Source organism: Mycobacterium sp. 1164985.4 (genome assembly GCF_001668575.1).
Lineage (GTDB): Bacteria > Actinomycetota > Actinomycetes > Mycobacteriales > Mycobacteriaceae > Mycobacterium.
In genome coordinates this window covers 1-19,302 of the sequence record NZ_LZMD01000094.1, presented here as the reverse complement: position 1 = coordinate 19,302, position 19,302 = coordinate 1, and the positions used below count along the sequence as shown (strand labels likewise).

Below are 19,302 nucleotides of genomic sequence, written 5' to 3'. Positions count from 1 at the left end.
GGCCGCGCGGTGTTCCACTGACCGGGCACCGCCGCGCCACGTCCCGGTCGGCGACGGTTGACTCGCACCCATGAGCAACGAGATCACGCTGTCCGAGGTCCAGGAGTTCATCGCCGCCTTCTGGTACCACTACGACCAGGGTCACTTCGCCGAACTCGGGGCCCGGCTCGGCGAGGAGATGGAATACCTGAGCCGGTCCGATTCCGGGAACTGCCCGTTCGAGGATCTGCTGGCCGCCGAGTTGCACGGCAAGGACGAGACCTTGGCGTGGTTGACCCAGCACCGCAACGAGAATCCCTATCCGCTGCGCCACCACGCCACCAACGTCTTCCGCACCGGCGTCGACGGAGACGTCACCACCGCGCGCTTCTACCTGTACGTGAACCAGGTGACGAACAACGTCCCGTTCGACGTCTCCAGCGGTGTGGTCGACGTGGGCATCCGCCGCGCCGGCGACGGCCTGGTGTTCACATCGATGACCGTGATCCTCGACGCCGAGGACTCCGTCACGTTCTCCGAGCACGCCGCCAAGACCGCCACCGCCTCGACCGCCTCGTAAGGCGTGGACGCACGCGCGACGTTCGGCGGTGGTGTCGCGGTCATCACCGGCGCCGGAAACGGGATAGGCGCGGGACTGGCACGCCATGCCGCCGCGCTGGGCATGACCGTCGTACTGGTCGACATCGACGCCTCGGCTATCGCAGTACTTCGCGACGAGCTCACGGGCTCGGTGGACCTGGTGTGCGATGTGCGCGACCCCGAGGCGCTCGAAGGCCTTGCCGCACAGGTGTACTCAGAGGTCGGCCCGGTCCGGCTGCTGGTCAACAACGCCGGTGTCGAGCAGTTCGGATACCTGTGGGACACCCCCGTCGCCAATTGGGACCGGCTGGTGGACATCAACATCAACGGCGTGTTCCACGGAATCCGCGCATTTCTCCCGCGCATGATCGCCGCGGACACTCCGTCGTGGGTGTGGAACCTGTCGTCGATCGGCGGGGTGGCCGCCGTGCCGCTGCAGGCGCCCTACATCATGAGCAAGCACGCGGTGCTGGCGCTGACCGAATGTCTGCGACTGGAGGTCGAATTGGCCGGCCACGCCGACCGGATCCACGTGCAGGCGGTGCTTCCCGGCGCGGTCAAGTCGAACATCTTCGAGTCCGCCGGCGGCGTGGACGACGGCGACGTCGGGGCCGCCGAGGCGCAGCGGACCGCGATGCTCGACATCAAGGCCGAGGCAATGGATCCGGTCGAAGCGGCGCGAGTGGTCTTCGAACAGGCCGCGGCCGGCGAGTTCTATCTGCTCACCCAACCCGAGTACGTCGGCAACGCCATGGCGGAGCGCGCCGAAGTCCTGGCGTCGCGCCGGGCGCCGGCCCTGCGCGCCAAGCGGCGGTTCGACCCCACTCGGCATTGACGGAATCCGATTGAAGGAAGGTCGACGTGCAGATCGCCGACAAGGTGTTCGTGGTGACCGGCGCCGGCAACGGTATGGGCAGGCAAGTCGCGCTCGGACTCGCCCGCCGCGGCGCACGCATCGCTGCGGTCGACCGTGACTCGGTCGGCCTGGCTGGTACGGCGGAACTCGCGAGCATCACCGGCATCCCGATGTCCACGCATGTTCTCGACCTCACCGACGACGAGGCGGTCGCCGCACTACCCGAGGCGGTAGCGAAAGAGCACGGACAGATCGACGGACTGGTCAACATCGCCGGCGTCATCCACCGATTCGCCCCCTTCTCCGAGCTTTCCCCAGATGAGACCGACCGCATCATGGCCGTCAACTTCGATGCCACAGTGCGGATGTGCCGCGCCTTCCTGCCGTCCCTGCTGACGCGGCCGGAGGCGAACATCACCAACATGTCGAGTCTCTCCGCGCTGTTGCCGTTCGCCAGCCAAACGCTCTACAGCGCGAGTAAAGGAGCGGTGAAGCAGTTCAGCGAGGGTCTCTACGCCGAACTGTGCGACACCAATGTCCATGTGGTGACGGTGTTTCCGGGAAACATCGACACCAACCTGACGGGGAACTCCGGGGTGGCGATGCTCGACGCCGGTGACAAGAAGGTTCGTTCCGCCACCGCCGAAGCCGCAGGCAAGAAGATCGTCGACGGAATCGCCCGTGACCGCTTCCGAGTCCTGATCGGCACGGACGCATTGGCCCTCGACATCTTGGCCCGGCTGTCGGCGAAGCGCACTACCCGGTTGGTCGCCAAGCAGATCAAGTCGGTTCTGTGAGGTTGAACGTGGCAGCTGAAACCGAGTACGACGTCATCGTTGTCGGGTTCGGTGCTGCCGGCGCCGCCGCCGCGATCGAGGCTGCCGATCGCGGAGCTCGCGTCCTGGTGCTGGATCGGGGGTATGGCGGCGGCGCGACTGCCTTGTCGGGCGGGATCGTCTACGCGGGCGCGGGTACGGCCGAACAGCGGGCCGGCGGATACGACGACAGCGTCGCGGATATGCGGGCGTATCTCGAACAGGAGGTCGGCGACGCGGTCAGCAGTGAAACCCTTCGGAGGTTCTGCGAACAGAGCCCGGATCTGATCGAGTGGCTCAAGAGACAAGGGGTCGGGTTCCGCGGCGGTCCCGTGTCCTCATACAAGACGTCGTATCCGACCGACGATTTCTACCTCTACTACTCCGGCAACGAGAAGGCCCATCCCTACGCGCGGCACGCGCGGCCCGTGCCGCGCGGGCACCGCGTGGTGGCTCCGGGTATGAGCTCGGGCAAGGTGCTGTTCGAGAACCTGCGCCGTTCGGCGAAAGCCAAAGGCGTCGAATTCATTCCGTTGTGCCGAGTGCACCAACTCATAGCCGATGACCACGGGCGGATCCGCGGGGTCCGGTATCGCGCGATGCCGACGAACCATCCCGATGCGCGCAAGCACCGCGTTCTGACCAAGCTCACCGGAAAGGCAGGCACCTGGCTGCCCGGCCTGGTCAAGGGCGCGGTCGCGCGCGCCGAGACGCTGTGGTCCGAGGCCGCCGTGGACGGCGAGGCGTCCGCACGAGCAGTGATACTGGCCGCCGGCGGTTTCGTCCACAACCGTGAGTGGATGGCCGAACACGCTCCGGAGTTCATGAAGATCTCGCCGCTCGGCACCCCCGGCGACGACGGCTCGGGTATCGCCCTGGGAGTCGAAGCCGGAGGCATGACCGACAAGATGGGCAACATCACGGCCTGGCGTTTTCTGTCGCCACCGAGCGCATTTCTCGAAGGCCTCACCGTGGGCCGGGACGGCCGACGCATCGCCAACGAAGACCTTTACGGCGCAACGCACGGCAATGTGATGATGCGCGAGTTCAGCGGCGCGGGCTGGGCCATCTACGACGCCCCGACCTGGAGAAAAGTAAAGGCCCAGATTCGCACGCAGACACAGCTCTTCCAGCGCCTGCAATTGATGTACCTGTTGACGGTCGGACACCGCAAGGCGTCGACGGTCGAGGACATCGCACGAAAGAACGGGATCGATCCGACGGGTCTGCGCCGCACCGTCGAGGAGTACAACCGCGGCATTGCCGGCGGTGCGGGCGACCCCGCGCACAAGGAGCCGGATCTGTGCCCCCCGCTGACAACCCCGCCGTTCTACTCGATCAACATCTCTGCGGACTCGTCGATGTTCTACCCGATCCCCGGGCTGACACTCGGCGGCCTCATCGTCGATGAACACACCGGCGAAGTCGCCCATCGTGACGGTGGAACCGTGGCGGGCCTCTACGCCGCGGGTCGCAATGCGGTCGGTATCTGCTCCAACAGCTATGTCAGCGGGTTGTCCATCGCGGACTGCATCTTCAGCGGACGGCGCGCAGGGGCGCACGCGTCGGACACGCTGCGGTCGGTCTCGAGTGATCGAGATCGCCTGTGACGCACTACTGCCTGGATCCCGACGCCGCGGCGCGGGTTGCGCAGTTCGGGGACGTGGCGCCGATGCGGGAGCGCGGGCTCGACGCCGTGCGTGACGCGTTGGAATCCGCGCCGCTGCCTGCGATGCCGGAGATTGCCGACGTCGAAGACCGGATCATCGAGGGCCCCGTCGGGGACATCCCGCTGCGCATCTACCGGCCGTCAACCGACAGCGACGCCCCAGCGGTCGTCTACTTCCACGGCGGCGGGATGGTTCTGGGCTCCAACCACTCCTTCGAACCGTTGGCGCGCAACCTCGCCCAGCACTCCCACGCCACGGTGGTGTCCGTCGACTACCGCCTGGCCCCCGAAGCGGCACCCCCGGCCCAGTTCGACGACGCCTACGCCACGACCTGTTGGGTGGCCGCCCATGCCGACGACCTCCGGATCGACTGCACCCGGGTCGCGGTGGCGGGCGACAGCGCCGGGGGAACGCTGGCCGCCGGCGTCGCGTTGGCCGCCCGCGACCGCGGCGGCCCAACCCTATTCGCTCAGGTGCTGATGTATCCGGGCGTCGACAAGGATCTCGAGGTCCCGTCGATCCGGGCCATGCCCGAGGCGCCGATGCTCACACTCGCCGACATCGAGTACATGCACGAGCTGGCCGAAGGCCCCGAGCACCCGTACACGGTTCCCGCGCGCGCGCATGATCTGTCGGGCCTGCCGCAGGCCGTCGTCGTGACGGCCGAAGCCGATCCGATCCGCGACTGGGGTGAGCGCTATGCGGACCGGTTGCGCGAGGCGGGAGTGCAGACGACGGTGACCCGCTACCCCGGTGTGTACCACGGGTTCTTGATGCGTTCAGAGGCGACGGCCCGCGGGAGACTGGCGGTGGCCGAAATCGGCGCGCTGCTGCGCGCGAAGTTCGCCCATCCGCTGCCTTTCTGACCGGGCGGAAACAGATGTCCCGATGACCGGACAGGCACGCGTCCACTTGCGCGCCGCAACCACAGAATTGGCCAAGCGACCGGCATGAGATGCCGGCCTCGAGAGTAGGAGAGAACATGCTCACCCAAGAGCAGCGGATTGAGTTGTCCGACATCCTGCGGCCCGCCTCACCGCCCCGCGAGATCGACAACCTCTATACCGACGACCAGCGGGAGCGCCTCCTCGATGTGGTGCGCACCCAGGGTCCGTGGAAGCTGATCATCGCCCAGCACTTCGCGTCTGCCGAAGAACTGATGGCCACCATGAGCGGGTTGTTCCCCGAGGGCTTCACCCCCTCGCTGGACCTGTTCCTCACCGCGACGTTCCGCGGTTATCTGGCCAATTACGGCACGGTGCTCTACCCCGAGTTGCACGACTGCTTCTACAACCAGCGCTTCGTCGAGTACGCCAAGAGCTACTGGAACGCCGAGTACGCCAAGCCCGAGATGATGCTGTTCAACATCAACGGCCCCTGCGCGAACCGCGATCCCGGCCACCTGGACTCCCCCAGTTTCCGCGGCGTGCGCCACGAGAACGCTCCCACCTGGCTGACCAGCGTGATGGGCAAGTCGGGGCTGTTCCGCGACTACCTCATCAAGATGGCTCAGGTCATCACGTGGTTCTCGCTCGACGAGGGCAGCGGCTTCACCTACTGGCCCGACGGACCACTCAAGCCGCCGAAACGCCTGCTGCCGCCGGTGTACAACCGCGGTGTGCTCGTGCAGAACGAGATGATGGTGCACCGCGGCGAGGCCAACGGGCCGCTCGATCAACAGACCCCGGCCGGCCTGGCGTTCGACACGGTGTTTACCGGAGATCCGTCCGACCGCGACTTCTGGCTGCTCAAGAACGGCGACGACGTCATCGCCCGTCACCACACCGACGAACTGCGGTTCCTGGTGCACTGGTCGGCGGAGGTGTTCACCGACTTCGACGAGCTCAAGAAGAACATGGACGGCAGCGACGATCTGACCATCGACAAGGCGATCGACATGCTCGTCGACGATGTGCACTCCAAGGGCATCAAGCTCGATGTGCCGAGCGAGCCTCTACACGACCCGGAGTTCATCGCGGCGCTGAACGCGGTCTACGACCTCGGCGGGCCGGCGGAGTACCCGCAGGAAGCTCCCCTCTCGGCATTCCAGCTGACCTAGTAGCGATTTCGGTGCGCTATCAATCGCTCAGCGATCGGTAGCGCACCGAAGTCACACTGTTTCGTCGACGATCGGCACCGCCCCGCGGCGCGCCGCCTCCTCGATCGAATCCCGCAGCTCGAAGCAGACGAGGAACGGTCTGCCGTCGTGCGCATGGATGGCTTCGGCGTCGCGGCGCTGGTGGCACTTCTCGGTGGACTCGGCGTCCCATTGCACGCTGGTCTGCTGCCAGGTGCTCTTGCGCACCAAAACGGTTGCCGCGCAGAGCCGGCACGTCACCGAGGTCATCGGCGTGTCGGCGAGTCGGTTGTCCTGGCGGACGGTCATCCCGCGCTCGTGACGGCGTCCCGTGCGGCGATATTGGCCTCGACGACCTTCATCCACTCCTCCCGCGGGCGGGTGGTGTCGATCTCGTACTCGAAGCGGTCCACCATGTCGGGTGTCACGTCGGCGACATCCACATAGAACTGCTCGTACCACCGACGCAGTTGGTAGACCGGCCCGTCCTCCTCGCACAGCAGCGGATTGTCGATGCGGGCCTTGTTCTTCCAGATCGCGACGTCCTGCTCGAAACCCATCTTCACGAAGTCGCCGAGACCGATCGCGGTCTGCATCGCGAGGTCCTCGGGCAGCTGCTCGGACTTCTTGACGATGATCCCGTACTGCAGCACGAAGGAGTTCTGGTCGATCGGATAGTGGCAGTTGATCAAGATCGTCTTGTGGTCGATGTCGGTGTAGTGGTACGTCAGGTCGTCGATCATGAACGACGGCCCGAAATACGATGCGACGGAGGTGGTTCCGAGCATCTGCGTCGGACCGGGCTCGCCGAGGTCCGGCCGCCCCGCGCTGTTCATGTACTGGGTGGCGACGTGGCCTTCGAAGATGTTCTTGAAATGCGTCGGCAGTGAACCGTGAATGTAGAAGAAGTGCGCCATGTCGACGACGTTGTCGATGATCTCGCGGCAGTTGGTGTTGACCACCGTGGTGTACCAGTGCCAGTCGGTCCACTCATCGCTCGTCGCACCCTCGATGCGCGGAATGGTGACCTCGGGAGGTGGAGGGTTGCCCTCCGGGTCGTTCCAGACGAACAGCATGCCGTCCTGTTCGAGCGTGGTCCACGTGGCGGTGCGGGCCAACCGGGGGACGCGCTTGCTGTAGGGCACCTTTTTGCATCGCCCGTCACCGCCCCAGCGCCAGTCGTGGAAAGGGCACGCGATCTCGTCGCCCTTGACCTCGCCCTGGCTCAGGTCGCCGCCCATGTGCCTGCAATACGCGTCCAGGACGTTGATGCGGCCGTCACCGCCGCGGAACACCACGAGCTTCTTGCCGAAAGCGTGCACTTGGTGCGGTTTGCCGTCACCGAAATCTCTGATCAGGCCCAGGCAGTGCCATCCACGAGCGAACCGCGACGGCGCGGCCTCCGCCTCGATCTGGCGGACCTCGATATCGGTGTCCATCGTCATACCGCTGTTGTAGCAGCCCTCGGCGAGCGTGTTCACGGTTCTGTTCCGCTCATCAGGACATCGATTCCGCACCGCGTCGAACAGCTCTAATTTGTTCGGTTGTGAGTAGCGCACACCGGGCGACGATCCCCGACGGCTTGCCGATGACCGACACCGACGTCGATCTGGTGGTGATCGGGTCCGGCACCGGCATGGCCGCCGCACTCGCCGCTCACGAGCGCGGCCTGTCCGTGCTGATCGTCGAGAAGTCGGCCTACGTCGGCGGCTCGACTGCACGTTCGGGCGGCGCGCTGTGGCTCCCGGCCAGCACGGTGATCAAGGGCGACGGCGGCGCCGACACCGCGGCCCGGGCCAAGACGTACCTCGACGCGGTGGTGGACGGGACGGCGCCCGCGCAGCGGTCGGACGCGTTCCTGGCGAACGTCGGCGCGACGATCGAGCTGCTGCGGCGGGCGACGCCGATGCGGCTCTTCTGGGCCAAGGAGTACTCGGACTACCACCCCGAAGCGCCCGGCGGCACCGCCGTGGGTCGCACGTGCGAATGTCGTCCCCTCGATTCGGAGATCCTCGGCCGGTACCGCACGCGTCTGCGGCCCGGCGTGATGGAGGCCAAGGTCCCGATACCGACCACCGGCGCGGATTACCGCTGGATGAACCTGATGTCGCGGGTGCCGCGCAAAGGTCTGCCGGTCATCGCCAAACGCCTCGGCCAAGGAATCGGCGGACTGGCCCTCAAGCGGCGGTACGTCGCCGGCGGTCAGGCGCTGGCCGCCGGCCTCTTCGCAGGTGTGCTGCGCGCGGGCATCCCCGTGTGGACCGACACCACCTTGCGTCGGCTCGTCACCGCTGGCGACCGGGTGAGCGGCGTGGTGCTCGACCACAACGGCGCGGAGATCACGGTGTCGGCGCGCCGCGGTGTCGTGTTGGCGGCGGGTGGTTTCGACCACGACATGGACATGCGCTGGAAGTTTCAGTCGGAATCCCTCGGCGAGCATGCCAGCCTGGGCGCGGAGACGAATACTGGCGACGCGATCCGAATCGCCCAAGACGTCGGCGCCGCAACCGATCTGATGGACCAGGCGTGGTGGTTCCCCGCCGTCGCGGCGCTGCCGGGCGCCGATCCGAAGGTCATGCTGGCGGAGCGATCGCTTCCCGGATCTCTCATTGTCGACCAGACCGGTAGCCGGTTCGTCAACGAGGCGACGGACTACATGACGTTCGGACAGCGTCTGCTCGAGCGTGAACGCGCCGGGAACCCGGTCGAATCCATGTGGATCGTCTTCGACCAGGGCTATCGCAACAGCTACGTCTTCGCCGCCGAACTGTTCCCGCGTATGGCGATACCCCAGAGGTGGTACGACGCCGGTATCGCGCACCGCGCCGACTCCATCGCCGGACTCGCCCCCAAGATTGGCGTCGACGAATCGGCGCTGACCGCGACCGTCGAACGGTTCAACGAAAACGCCGCCGCCGGAGTCGATCCCGACTTCCTCCGCGGGGCCAGTGCCTACGACCGCTACTACGGCGATCCGACCGTCACGCCGAACCCGAACCTGCGTCCGTTGAACCGGGGGCCGTTCTACGCCGTCAAGATGGTGCTCAGCGACCTGGGCACATGCGGCGGGTTGCGCGTCGACGACCACGCCCGTGTGCTGCGGGAGGACGGCAGTGCCATTGACGGGTTGTACGCGATCGGCAACACGGCGGCCAATGCGTTCGGCGCCACCTATCCCGGTGCGGGCGCGACGATCGCGCAGGGTTTGGTGTACGGCTATATCGCCGCCGCGAACGCCGCAGGCGGGTGACTCGTCAGTCCTCGGCTTCGGCCTTCTTCTCGATCTCGTACCAGTATTCCGGTGCAGGCCAAGGGATTTGCGTGCCCCGTTCGATACCGGCATCCGCGAAGGAGGCCTCGGCCTCGTCGAGTTCCTTGAGCATCTTCATGGCGAGCTCGCGTTCTGCGGCGTAATACCGCTCGGCCCACTGCAATGCGACCTTCGCGTATGCCCACGACGGGTCCACGCCCGCCCACTTGGCGTCCTTCGCGGCTTGGCGCTGCATGTCGTCGGCGTAGGCGATGTGTTCCTGCAGGATCTCCTTGAGGCGCTCCGGTTCGGTCAGATGTCCGAACGTCACGCGCAGCAACGGGTTGTGCTTGAGCACCGGCGGATCGACGGGCGCCTCGTTGGCCCAGCGCCGCACCGCGTCGAGACCCGCGGGGGTGATCTTGTAGAGGCGACGGTTGCGGGTCCGGCCGGTGTTCTCGACGCGCGAGGACAGCAGTCCCAACTTCTCGAGCTTCTTCAGCTCCGAATAGATCTGGCTGTAGGCGGGGCTCCCGTAGAAGAAGCGCATGCTCCATTCGATCCACTTGCGAATGTCGTAGCCCGACAGTTCGTGTTCGTAGGTCAGCATGCCCAGCAGCGCCCAACTGGTCGCGGCCAGATTCGGCTTCGCGTCGGACGTGCTTTTCGCCATTTGCCTAGCCTAACAACGCAGGAGCACACCGCACCTCCAACGCACCACTGGCCGGGACGCCGCCTTGCGGAGTCGCCCAGGCGTGCGCACGCTGAAGCCCATGGCCGGTTCCGAACTCGACGACCTGCGTGCGGTGTACGAACCGCTGGCGCAATCAGTGCGCCGACTGATCGACGTCACCATCCGCACCCGCGCGGACGCCGCGACGGTCGCGGCCGCGAAGGGCCGAATCGATTGCGCCAGTCATGAACTCAGTGAAGCGCTGCGCGACGGCTCATTCGGACTCGAACACACCCGTGACGGCGAGGCCATGGTGTGGGGAAATGTCGTCATCGGAGTCCGCAATCCAGCTGCCCCACCGCTGGTGGTGCATCACGATCCCGACGGCCGGGTATGGGCCGAATTCACACTCGGCGCCGCATTCGAAGGCCCGCCCGGGCACGTCCACGGCGGAGTCTGCGCGATGCTGCTCGACCACGTCCTCGGCGCCACGGCGCACAAACCGGGCAAGCCCGCCGTCACGGGCACGTTGACCACGCGGTACCGGCGCGGGACCCGGCTTGGTCACCCGCTGCGCGCGGAGGCCTGGGTCGAACGGGTGGACGGCCCGAAGACGTTCGCGGTCGGGCATATCGCCGACGCCGATGGCGTCACCGTCGAAGCCGACGGTGTCTTCATTCACCCCCGGAACCCCTGAGCGCTCGGGCGGGCGGGTCGACCCTCAGGCGGCCCCGCGGCGCCTGCGGTGCCGCGTATCCGTCGACCACAGATGCCCGCAGGTCGGGCATTGCAGATGAACGACCGTGGCCCGGTTGCTCAGCAGATACTGCCAGTGGTCTGCGCAGTTGCGCTGACTGGCACACTCACCGCAGCCCGAGCCGTGGTCGCAACCGGGGCAGGCCAGCCAGGCCCGCCGTGCGCGGTCGGCGGTGGGATCAATCGGCAGCACGGGTCACCGTCCGATCGGGCAGGACACCGGCGCGCACGAGCTCGTCGTAGATCCGCTGCTGCTCGTCGTCCAAGTCGCTGTAGAGCATGTCGTAGGCCAACCGCTCCTGCTGCAGCACGGCGATCGGATCCCAATCGTCGCCGATGGCTTCCAGGACGGCCGCGCGCCGCCGCCCCTCGTCGAGCGTGAGGTCGTACGCGAAGTCGAAATCCGACGTATCAGGCATGAACTGAAAGCACCTTTTGGCAAATATTCGATAGGAAAGGCCAGCGTGCCCGCCCGCCGAGGCGCCTGACAATGAATTAGGTCACACTTATGTGTTGAAATTCGTCACTTTCGGGCGGTGAGCCAGCGGCGCTGCCGACGGACGAAGTCGGCGTCGACCGCGGACCCGTGACCGGGCACGTAGACCGCGTCGCCGCCCCCTGCGGCCAGCACCCGATCGAGCGTCGCCGGCCAGGCGTCAAGGTCGGAGTCGAACTCGATGGACGGGTCGCCCGATTCCTCGACGAGGTCGCCGCAGAACACGACCGTCACATCCGCCGCGGCCACCACCGCGATCAGATCGTGGTCGGTATGGCCGCGACCGGGATGGCTGATCACCACCGTCCGTCCACCGAGGTCGACAGTGGCTTCCCAGAGCTTGCAGTCCGGCTCGCGCAGCGCACCGATCGCCGCGTCCACCTCTTCGGTGTCGGCGCCGTGCCGTATCGCGTCCGCGCGCAGGTACTCCCTGCCGGAGGTCACGGTGCCGGCCACCGGGGGCGCGCAGTAAACCTGCGCGCCGCCGAAGGCGGGAAAGCCCAGGACGTGGTCGAAGTGGTCGTGGGTCAGAAGCACATGGCACACCGGTTGCATGGTGAGCTCGGCGACGTCGGTATTGATGGCCCGCCCCTCGGCCAACGTGCTGCCCGTGTCGATCAGCAGGCAGCCGCTACGTCCGGCGACCACGCCCACCGCGACGTCGAGAAACGGCAAACGGGTGCGAAACACGCCGTCTGCCAATCGATCCCACGAAAAGTTCACTGCCCCAGAGTAAGCGGCTGCGCAGCCCGATACTGGTCGAACACCGACGGGGTGGGATCCGCACGGTAGGTCGCGATGTCGGCCAGCGGCCACGACGGCGGCACGTCCGATTGGGCCAGCGTCCACGCGGCCTGACGGGCAGCACCGAGCGCAACGTATTCGGCGGGTTCGGGTACCTGTACCGCCGCTCCGAAAATCGCCGGTGCGATCCGGCGAGCCGCCTCCGAGCGCGCTCCCCCGCCCGTCAGCATGACGCGTCCCACGTCGACACCGTGTGTCCTGATCTTTTCGATGCAATAGGCCATCGAACACAACAGGCCTTCCACAGCGGCTCGAGCGACGTTTGCGGGCAGCAGGTTTCGTGTGGTCACACCGTGCAGGGCTCCGGCGGCCGCGGGTAGGTTAGGCGACCGCTCACCCTCCAGATACGGCACCAGGGTGAGACCCTCCGCACCCGGCGGCGCCGACAGTGCCAGCCGGTCCAGGTCGCCGAACTCGACGCCCAACATCTTCGCTACGGCGGCGAGCACGGGGGCGCCGTTGAGAGTGCACACCAACGGCAACTGACGACCGGTGGCATCGGCGAAAGCGGCGACGATGCCCTCCGGATCGCGGGGCGCGACCGCGCCGACGGCGCTGACCACACCCGACGTGCCCAGCGACACCACACAATCGCCCTCGTCGGCGCAGAGGCCGAGCGCCGCCGCGGCGTTGTCGCCGGCCCCAGGCCCCAACACCGCACCGGAGGCCGAGCGTCCGGCGCTCGCGGCCGGTTCGAGCACCGGCGGAACGAGGGGTCGCCTGCCCCGCATGGCCATCTCGAGAAGATCGATGTCGTAGCGACCGGTGGCGGCGGAGAAATACCCCGTTCCGCTGGCATCGCTGCGATCGGTGCGCAGGTCGCCGAGATCCGGGGAGCCGCTCAGCCGCCAGGTCAGCCAGTCGTGCGGAAGGCACACGGCCGCGGTCGCATCCGCGTGCCCGGGCTCGTGATCGGCCAGCCAGCGCACCTTCGCCGCGGTGATCGCCGCGACCGGCACCACGCCCACCCGCGCGGCCCATTCCTGCGGACCGCCCAACTCACGGATCAGGTCGGCGGCGGCGCTACTCGAGCGAACATCGTTCCACAGCAACGCATCTCGCACCACACGACCGTCGTCAGCAAGGCAGACCATGCCGTGCTGCTGCGCGCCCACCGAGATCGCCGCCACGTCGTCGAGACCGCCCGCCGCCGAGGCCGCGGCCTGAAGCGCCGACCACCAGTGCCCGGGATCGACCTCGGTTCCATCCGGGTGCGGAGCCGAGCCCGAGCGGACCACCGCCCCGGTGCCGGCATCACAGATGAGCACCTTGCAGGACTGAGTCGATGAATCTATCCCCGCGACGAGCGCCACCCTCGCCAACGTACTCCGACGTCGACTGCCACCGACCGGTTGGCCGGAAACCGTCATTCGGTCGACCGGCCACTGGAGCGGCTGCCAGAATCAGATGTGGACTTCGAGCGACCCGATCCGGACGGGCCGGAGGGCTACCGGCGCCACGAGACGGAAGCCCAACGGCTGGACCGCAATTGGTCGAGCCTGTTGCAGGAACTTCGGGTCGCGCAGACGGGTGTGCAGCTGCTCACCGGCTTTCTGCTGATACTGCCGTTCAGCGATCGCTTCTCCGAGCTGGACGAGGTCATGCGCACGGTCTATCTCGTCACGGTGGCCTGCTCCATAGGCGCGACGATATTGCTGATCGCCCCGGTCAGCATGCACCGACTGTTGTTCCGGCGGCACCGCATGGAGACGTTGGTGGCAACCGCGCACGCCTTCGCGATCACGGGCACGTTGCTGCTCGGCGTCGCGCTCTCCGGCGTCGCGACGATCATCTTCGATGCCGTCGCCGACCGAACGGCGGCGTGGATCGCCTGCAGCGTCGTGCTGATCTCGCTCGTCGGGTTCTGGTACATCATGCCGCTGCGGCACCGGACTCCCCGCGACGCGCCCAATTGACGTTTGCGTCCCGATACGCCTGGGAACTCCCGAGCCATGTTGATTCGCCGTATCGCGCGCCCGATGCTCTCAGCAGCCTTCATCGCCAGAGGTGTGGAAGCCCTTCGCAGCCCGAAACCGGCGGCCGACGCCGCACGCCCGACCCTCGAGGGGCTCAGCAAGCTGCCCGACCCGGTCGGGACCAACGTTCCGACGAACGCCGAAACCGTCGCCCGCGCGACGGCCGCCGTCCAGATCGGCGGTGGCCTGCTGCTCGCGACCGGCAAACTCCCTCGGCTCGCCTCCGCGGCCCTCGCATTGAGCGTGGTGCCGGGCAGCCTTGGCGGACATACGTTCTGGAGCGAGACAGATCCCCAGCGCAAGGCCGATGAGCGGCGTGCGTTCATCACCGACGTGAGCCTCATCGGCGGACTGATCATCGCGGCGGTCGACACGGAGGGCAAACCCTCGCTCGGTTGGCGTGGCCGGCGCGCGGCGCACAAGGTCTCTGAAGCGGTCACGGCGGCGTTGCCCGTCGGCGCGGCCGCGGGTGGCGCACTCTCCGACAGCGCGCTGGCCGACAAGGTGGGCCATGGCCTGCATGTCGGCGCAGAGCGGGGCCGCGAGCTGGCCAACGTCGCACTCGAACGCGGGGCCGAATTCGCCGACGTTGCCCGCGAACGCGCGCCCGAGTTCGCCGAACTGGCGCGCAAGCGCAGTGCGGAACTCGCCGACGTCGCCCGCGAACGCGGACCCGAGCTCGCCGAGGTGGCGCGCAAACGCGGAGCTGTGCTCGCCGACGTCGCGCGCGAACGGGGTTCGGAGTGGGCAGACATCGCTCGTGACCGCGCTCCCGAGTTGGCCGAGACGGCGCGCGGCCGCGCCGCGGAGTTGGCCGAGACCGCACGCAAGCAGGCCGACACCGCTCGCAAACAAGCCGAGACCGCACGCAAGGAGGCGCGCAAGCAGGCCAAGCGCCAGCAGCGCAAGCTCCGCTGAACTCCCTGCGGAGCGTACGAAAAGCGGCCCTGAACCGCGAGGTCGCCGGTACATTGACTCGGATGACTAGCGGAAATCTCGGATCACAGCCTGGGCAGTACGGCGGCGGCTATCCCGCCGCGGGCGGACAACCGGGCGGCCTGCTTCTGCGCTGGCTCGCCCGAATCATCGACGGCATCCTCGTGGGGATCGTGAGCTGGCTGCTCGCGTTCGTCACCGACACCGCCTCCAACATCATGGTCACCGGGTTTTTCACCGGCGGCCTGATGTTCGTTTACTTCTTGGCCTTCGAGGCTGGCATGGGCTCGACTCCGGGTAAGAAGCTGCTCGGGCTCAGCGTCCGCGGACCGGGCGGTGCGCCCAAGCCGACGGCCGCGCAGGCGGCCATCCGCAACTCCTGGACATTGCTGCCGATCATTCCGTTCGTCGGCGGGTTGCTCGGTGTCATCGCGATCATCGTCATCGCCGTGACCATCAGCGGCAGTGCGACCAAGCAGGGCAAGCACGACGAACTCGCGGGCGGTACTCAGGTCATCAAGGGCTGAGCGACGCGCGAATGCCATTGACCCCCAACGAGGGTCAGATCACCAGCCACAAGATGAGGCTGAACGCGAAGGCGGTCAGGCCGAGCATGGTCTCCATGACCGTCCACGTCTTCAGCGTGGTCTTCACATCCATCCCGAAGAAGCGGCTGACCAACCAGAAGCCCGAGTCGTTGACATGGGAGAGCACGGTGGCCCCGGCGGCGATGGCGATGCACAACAAGGTGAGGTGAAGACTGCTCAGAGCCGCCTCGCCCGCTGCGGCACTGAGCAGGCCCGCCGTCGTCGTGATCGCCACCGTGGCCGAACCCTGCGCCACGCGCAACAGCGTCGCGATGATGAAGGCCTGGACGATCAGCGACATTCCGAGCCCCGACAGCGAGTCGCTCAGTGCGCTTCCGATGCCGCTCAACCGCAGCACTCCGCCGAACATGCCGCCGGCGCCGGTGATCAGGATGACCGAACAGATGGGCCCGAGTGCTTTGTCGTAGAGGGCGCTGACGTCGTCCATCGACCGGCCCCGCCGCAACCCCAGCACTACTGCCGCGACGATCACCGTGATCAGCAGGGCAACGCTGGTGTTGCCGAGCAGCATGAGGTAGCGCGCCCAGGTGGCGCCCTCGTCCAGCACCCCGGCGGAGACCAGGGTGTCGAGGACGGTGTTGAACGAGATCAGCACGAACGGCAGCAGCAGCACCCCGAGCACGGTGATGAACGAGGGTGCGGTCCGGGAGGCAGTGGCGACTGCTGACGTGCCGGCGCCATCGGCGGAATCGGGCTCGGGAGTCGTTGCTCCGCCGTTGATCTCGCCGAACAATGCCGTCGGGACGTCGACGTGCACGCGGCTCCCGATCACCCGCGACACCAGCAGCACGCCGATGTACCACGACAGGACGGCGACGGGCGCGCCGATCAGGAGCGTCACGCCGATGCTCGCGCCGAGCGCTTCGGCCGCGGCGACCGGACCCGGGTGGGGCGGGACCAGGGCGTGCATGGCGGCGAACGCTCCGGCAGCCGGTAGACCGTAGAGCAGCAGCGAACCCCCGAAGCGGCGGGCGACGGTCATGATGATCGGCAGGAAGACGACAAGACCGGCGTCGAAGAAGATCGGGAAGCCGAACAACAGGGCCGCGACCCCAAGGGCGAGCGGCGCCCGTCTCTCACCGAAGCGGGCGATGAGCGTATCGGCGAGAACCTGTGCGCCGCCGGTGACTTCGAGCAGCCGACCGAGCATGACGCCGAAGCCGACCAGTAGGGCGACCGAACCGAGGGTGCTCGAGAAGCCGTAGCTGATGGCGTCCGGAACGTCACCGACCGGGATGCCTGCGACCAGCGCGGTGAGCACGCTCACGAGCACCAGCGCCACGAAGGCGTGCAGCTTGACCTTCATGATCAAGAACAGCAGAACCGCCACCGCGACCGCGGCGATCACCAGGAGCGTGGTTGCTCCGTAAGCGGGCTCGATTGCTTCCATCAGGCCTCCGACTGTGCGTGTCTCCGGATGTCTCTTGCTGTTACGCCGTGTTGTGGCAACGGATGTGGCTCGGCCGGTGCGGCGGTCACGGGTCTTGCCGGTCGGTCGAGTCCGAACCCGTTGCGGATACGTAGGCCTCGACGATGGCGTCGATGCTCTGGTCGACGTCGATGTCGACACCGCGCTCATCGGCTGCCAACGGTTCGAGGGTCTCGAATTGGGAGGCGAGCAGAGAAGCCGGCATGAAGTGTCCCGGGCGGCTGGCTTGCCGCCTGCCGATGATCTCCGGAGTGCCGACCAGATGCAGCAGCACGGTCTCGGCGCAGTGGCGCCGCAACTGATCGCGGTACTTGCGCTTGAGTGCCGAACAACTCATCACCCCACCGGTTGCGCAGTGTTCGGCCAGCCACTCGCCGATCGCTTCCAGCCAGGGATAGCGGTCGTCGTCGTCGAGCGCTTCACCGGCGGTCATCTTCGCGATGTTGGCGGGCGGATGAAAGTCGTCGGCGTCGGCGAACGGAACGCGCAGGCGCTGCGCGAGTGCGGCGCCCACAGTCGACTTGCCCGAGCCCGAAACGCCCATGACGACGATGGGAGACGCCATTTCCTCACCTACCCAGTTGTGTTTGGCATCACACAGCATGCCGTAATCGTCATATGATTGCAATGCCATCACGCATTTATATGTCTTTAATCGGGTTTAGCAATCGTATGAAAAGATGTATCCGTGGCGTCTCAACCAATCGTCGGCGCGCTGCACGGCAATCTGCTGAACTCGCTGGGCACCGCGATCGTCTCCGGTGAGTATCCCGCCGGGCAGGTGCTCACGCTGGACGGTGTCAGCGCGCGACACGGGTTGTCGCGCAGCGTCGCACGCGAGGCGATCCGGGTGCTCGAGTCGATGGGCATGGTGGAGTCGCGACGCCGGGTCGGCATCACGGTCCAACCCTCGGAGAAGTGGAATGTCTTCGACCCCATGCTGATTCGTTGGCGATTGGAATCCGGCGACCGGGCCGCGCAGCTGGTCTCGCTCTCCGAACTGCGACGGGGTTTCGAACCCGCGGCGGCGGCGCTGGCCGCGCGGCGCGCGGATCCGGACCAGTGCCGCATCATGGCGGCCGCCGTCTCGGACATGGTCGTGCACGGGCGTGCCGGAGACCTCGAGGCCTACCTCGAAGCCGACAAGCTCTTTCACCGCACGATGCTCCAGGCCAGCGGTAACGAGATGTTCCGCGCGCTCAACGGCGTGGTCGCCGAGGTGCTCACCGGGCGAACACATCACGGGATGATGCCCAGGACGCCGAATCCGGCTGCGATCAATCTGCACGACGAGGTGGCACGCGCGATCCGAATGCGCGACGAGGCGGCGGCCGAGCAGGCGATGCGGGCGATCATCGACGAGGCCAGTTCGGCGGTGTCGGGGGACGCCTCCGGCTGACGCCGGGACCCCGGCGAGCGCGTCCAGGTGTGAGTGGTTAACTGCCGACGTGGACAGGCAACCGTCGTTGGCGCGCCGATTCTTCGATCGACTCGAACCCGTGCACGCCGTCACCTACTTCGCCCCGGAAGCCCGCACCGCCCTCGACGACCTTGGCTACAAGGGGTTTTGGATGGGCTACTTCGCCGCCAGGTCGGCACCGCTCGGCCAGGTGCCGCCCGAGGTGGTGACGGCGGCGTTCTACAACTTCGCGCCGCATCGTGTGGCCAAGGCGCTCCCGGCCGCATGGGAGGTCGCTCCCCCGGCCGACGCGCTGCGGGTCCGGCAGCAGTCCGCCGTCGCGGCGCTCGAGCGGTACGGCGTTGGACACGGCGACGACGTGGCGACCGCGGCGGACCTGCTGGCCGTAGCGGCGCGCAACGCCACGCTGGATGGTCGGCCGTTGTTCGCGGCCAATGCCGCGCTGCCATGGCCGGACGAGCCGTTGGCCAAGCTGTGGCACGCCACCACTCTCCTGCGCGAGCAGCGCGGCGACGGGCATATCGCGGTGCTGGTCAACCACGGCATCTCCGGACGCGAGAGCAACGTGCTGCACGCCGCGGCGGGTCGCGTGCCCAAGCAGATGATCATGCGCAGCCGCGACTACGACGACGAGCAGTGGGAGTCGTACCGGGCGCGGCTCACCGACCGTGGGTTGTTCGACGGCGACGAACTGACCGACGCCGGCCGCGAGCTGAAGCAGCGGATCGAGGACGCCACCGACGAGCTGGCACTGCCGGTGCTCGACGCGTTGAGCGACGACGAGATCGAGACGCTGTTCCGCGCGTTGACGCCGATCACCCGCAAGGTGGTCGCCGCCGGTGACGTTCCCGCCGCCACGCCGATGGGGCTGAACCGCGACGATCTCGACGACGACAGCGCCCATCTCACGTAACCCTCTGTTGCGCGAGCGTGCGTGTTTGCACACGACACGCCGCG

Annotated in this window: 21 protein-coding genes; 13 read left to right on the top strand and 8 right to left on the bottom strand. The window is 67.2% G+C overall.

Features of this window, described 5'->3' with window-relative positions:
• The first annotated feature begins 70 nt into the window (after positions 1–70).
• The 6 genes from A5650_RS22095 (at position 71) to A5650_RS22070 (ending at position 5,979) form a co-directional block, all read left to right on the top strand.
• Positions 71–559: a nuclear transport factor 2 family protein gene (locus A5650_RS22095; RefSeq protein WP_067296808.1), complete on the top strand. Its 489-nt coding sequence runs from the start codon at positions 71–73 to the stop codon at positions 557–559.
• A gap of 3 nt (positions 560–562) precedes the next feature.
• Positions 563–1,414, top strand: coding sequence for an SDR family oxidoreductase (locus tag A5650_RS22090; protein ID WP_064350107.1), 852 nt, complete (start codon positions 563–565; stop codon positions 1,412–1,414).
• Between the two features lie 26 nt (positions 1,415–1,440).
• Complete coding sequence (locus A5650_RS22085) at positions 1,441–2,232, top strand: SDR family NAD(P)-dependent oxidoreductase (RefSeq protein WP_064350106.1); 792 nt, start codon at positions 1,441–1,443, stop codon at positions 2,230–2,232.
• Between the two features lie 8 nt (positions 2,233–2,240).
• Positions 2,241–3,860: an FAD-binding protein gene (locus A5650_RS22080; protein ID WP_064350212.1), complete on the top strand. Its 1,620-nt coding sequence runs from the start codon at positions 2,241–2,243 to the stop codon at positions 3,858–3,860.
• Positions 3,857–4,786 (top strand): alpha/beta hydrolase, encoded by a 930-nt coding sequence (locus A5650_RS22075; RefSeq protein ID WP_064350105.1) that lies wholly within the window; start codon positions 3,857–3,859, stop codon positions 4,784–4,786. Before A5650_RS22080 ends, A5650_RS22075 begins: the two co-directional genes overlap by 4 nt.
• 116 nt (positions 4,787–4,902) lie before the next feature.
• On the top strand, positions 4,903–5,979 hold the full coding sequence (locus A5650_RS22070; protein ID WP_064350104.1) for a hypothetical protein: 1,077 nt from the start codon (positions 4,903–4,905) through the stop codon (positions 5,977–5,979).
• 51 nt (positions 5,980–6,030) lie between these two features.
• Here the strand turns inward: A5650_RS22070 and A5650_RS22065 are convergent, their stop codons facing one another.
• Positions 6,031–6,306, bottom strand: a complete 276-nt coding sequence (locus tag A5650_RS22065; protein ID WP_064350103.1) for a hypothetical protein — start codon at positions 6,304–6,306, stop codon at positions 6,031–6,033.
• The gene (locus A5650_RS22060) at positions 6,303–7,442 is read right to left on the bottom strand and encodes a 3-ketosteroid-9-alpha-monooxygenase, oxygenase component (RefSeq protein ID WP_067296932.1); all 1,140 of its coding nucleotides are present in this window, start codon (positions 7,440–7,442) and stop codon (positions 6,303–6,305) included. The genes A5650_RS22065 and A5650_RS22060 overlap by 4 nt, the downstream gene beginning before the upstream one ends.
• A 101-nt stretch (positions 7,443–7,543) precedes the next feature.
• Between A5650_RS22060 and A5650_RS22055 the strand changes: the two genes are divergently transcribed.
• Positions 7,544–9,247, top strand: coding sequence for a 3-ketosteroid-delta-1-dehydrogenase (locus A5650_RS22055; protein ID WP_067296806.1), 1,704 nt, complete (start codon positions 7,544–7,546; stop codon positions 9,245–9,247).
• 4 nt (positions 9,248–9,251) lie between these two features.
• Here A5650_RS22055 and A5650_RS22050 read toward each other — a convergent pair whose 3' ends face one another.
• Entirely contained in the window at positions 9,252–9,920 is a 669-nt protein-coding gene (locus tag A5650_RS22050; protein WP_064350100.1) for a PadR family transcriptional regulator, read from the bottom strand.
• Positions 9,921–10,020: 100 nt separating this feature from the next.
• Here A5650_RS22050 and A5650_RS22045 point away from each other — a divergent pair, with 100 nt between their 5' ends.
• Entirely contained in the window at positions 10,021–10,617 is a 597-nt protein-coding gene (locus tag A5650_RS22045; RefSeq protein ID WP_067296930.1) for a PaaI family thioesterase, read from the top strand.
• Between the two features lie 238 nt (positions 10,618–10,855).
• On the opposite strand, the gene A5650_RS22040 is transcribed toward A5650_RS22045, so the two are convergent.
• The 3 genes from A5650_RS22040 to A5650_RS22030 form a co-directional block, all read right to left on the bottom strand.
• Positions 10,856–11,095, bottom strand: a complete 240-nt coding sequence (locus A5650_RS22040; RefSeq protein WP_064350099.1) for a DUF6400 family protein — start codon at positions 11,093–11,095, stop codon at positions 10,856–10,858.
• A gap of 104 nt (positions 11,096–11,199) precedes the next feature.
• Positions 11,200–11,895, bottom strand: coding sequence for an MBL fold metallo-hydrolase (locus A5650_RS22035; protein ID WP_067296803.1), 696 nt, complete (start codon positions 11,893–11,895; stop codon positions 11,200–11,202).
• Positions 11,892–13,289: a xylulokinase gene (locus A5650_RS22030; protein ID WP_067296800.1), complete on the bottom strand. Its 1,398-nt coding sequence runs from the start codon at positions 13,287–13,289 to the stop codon at positions 11,892–11,894. The genes A5650_RS22035 and A5650_RS22030 overlap by 4 nt, the downstream gene beginning before the upstream one ends.
• 96 nt (positions 13,290–13,385) lie before the next feature.
• On the opposite strand from A5650_RS22030, the gene A5650_RS22025 reads away from it, so the two are divergent.
• The 3 genes from A5650_RS22025 to A5650_RS22015 all read left to right on the top strand — a co-directional run bounded on the left by A5650_RS22025 (position 13,386) and on the right by A5650_RS22015 (position 15,415).
• Positions 13,386–13,892 (top strand): DUF6328 family protein, encoded by a 507-nt coding sequence (locus A5650_RS22025; protein ID WP_064350096.1) that lies wholly within the window; start codon positions 13,386–13,388, stop codon positions 13,890–13,892.
• A 36-nt stretch (positions 13,893–13,928) separates the two neighbouring features.
• A complete protein-coding gene (locus A5650_RS22020; RefSeq protein WP_064350095.1) occupies positions 13,929–14,870 on the top strand; it encodes a DoxX family protein in 942 nt (313 codons plus the stop codon).
• A 62-nt stretch (positions 14,871–14,932) separates the two neighbouring features.
• The gene (locus A5650_RS22015; RefSeq protein WP_067296795.1) at positions 14,933–15,415 is read left to right on the top strand and encodes an RDD family protein; all 483 of its coding nucleotides are present in this window, start codon (positions 14,933–14,935) and stop codon (positions 15,413–15,415) included.
• Between the two features lie 34 nt (positions 15,416–15,449).
• On the opposite strand, the gene A5650_RS22010 is transcribed toward A5650_RS22015, so the two are convergent.
• Together A5650_RS22010 and A5650_RS22005 are read right to left on the bottom strand one after the other, a co-directional pair.
• Entirely contained in the window at positions 15,450–16,886 is a 1,437-nt protein-coding gene (locus A5650_RS22010) for a GntP family permease (protein ID WP_067296790.1), read from the bottom strand.
• A gap of 85 nt (positions 16,887–16,971) precedes the next feature.
• Positions 16,972–17,490: a gluconokinase gene (locus A5650_RS22005; RefSeq protein WP_067296927.1), complete on the bottom strand. Its 519-nt coding sequence runs from the start codon at positions 17,488–17,490 to the stop codon at positions 16,972–16,974.
• A gap of 123 nt (positions 17,491–17,613) precedes the next feature.
• Here A5650_RS22005 and A5650_RS22000 point away from each other — a divergent pair, with 123 nt between their 5' ends.
• Complete coding sequence (locus A5650_RS22000) at positions 17,614–18,324, top strand: FadR/GntR family transcriptional regulator (RefSeq protein ID WP_067296787.1); 711 nt, start codon at positions 17,614–17,616, stop codon at positions 18,322–18,324.
• A 49-nt stretch (positions 18,325–18,373) separates the two neighbouring features.
• Positions 18,374–19,258 carry an SCO6745 family protein gene (locus A5650_RS21995; RefSeq protein ID WP_067296783.1) on the top strand — a complete coding sequence of 295 codons (885 nt, stop codon included), beginning with the start codon at positions 18,374–18,376 and terminating at the stop codon, positions 19,256–19,258.
• The last annotated feature ends 44 nt before the right edge of the window (positions 19,259–19,302 follow it).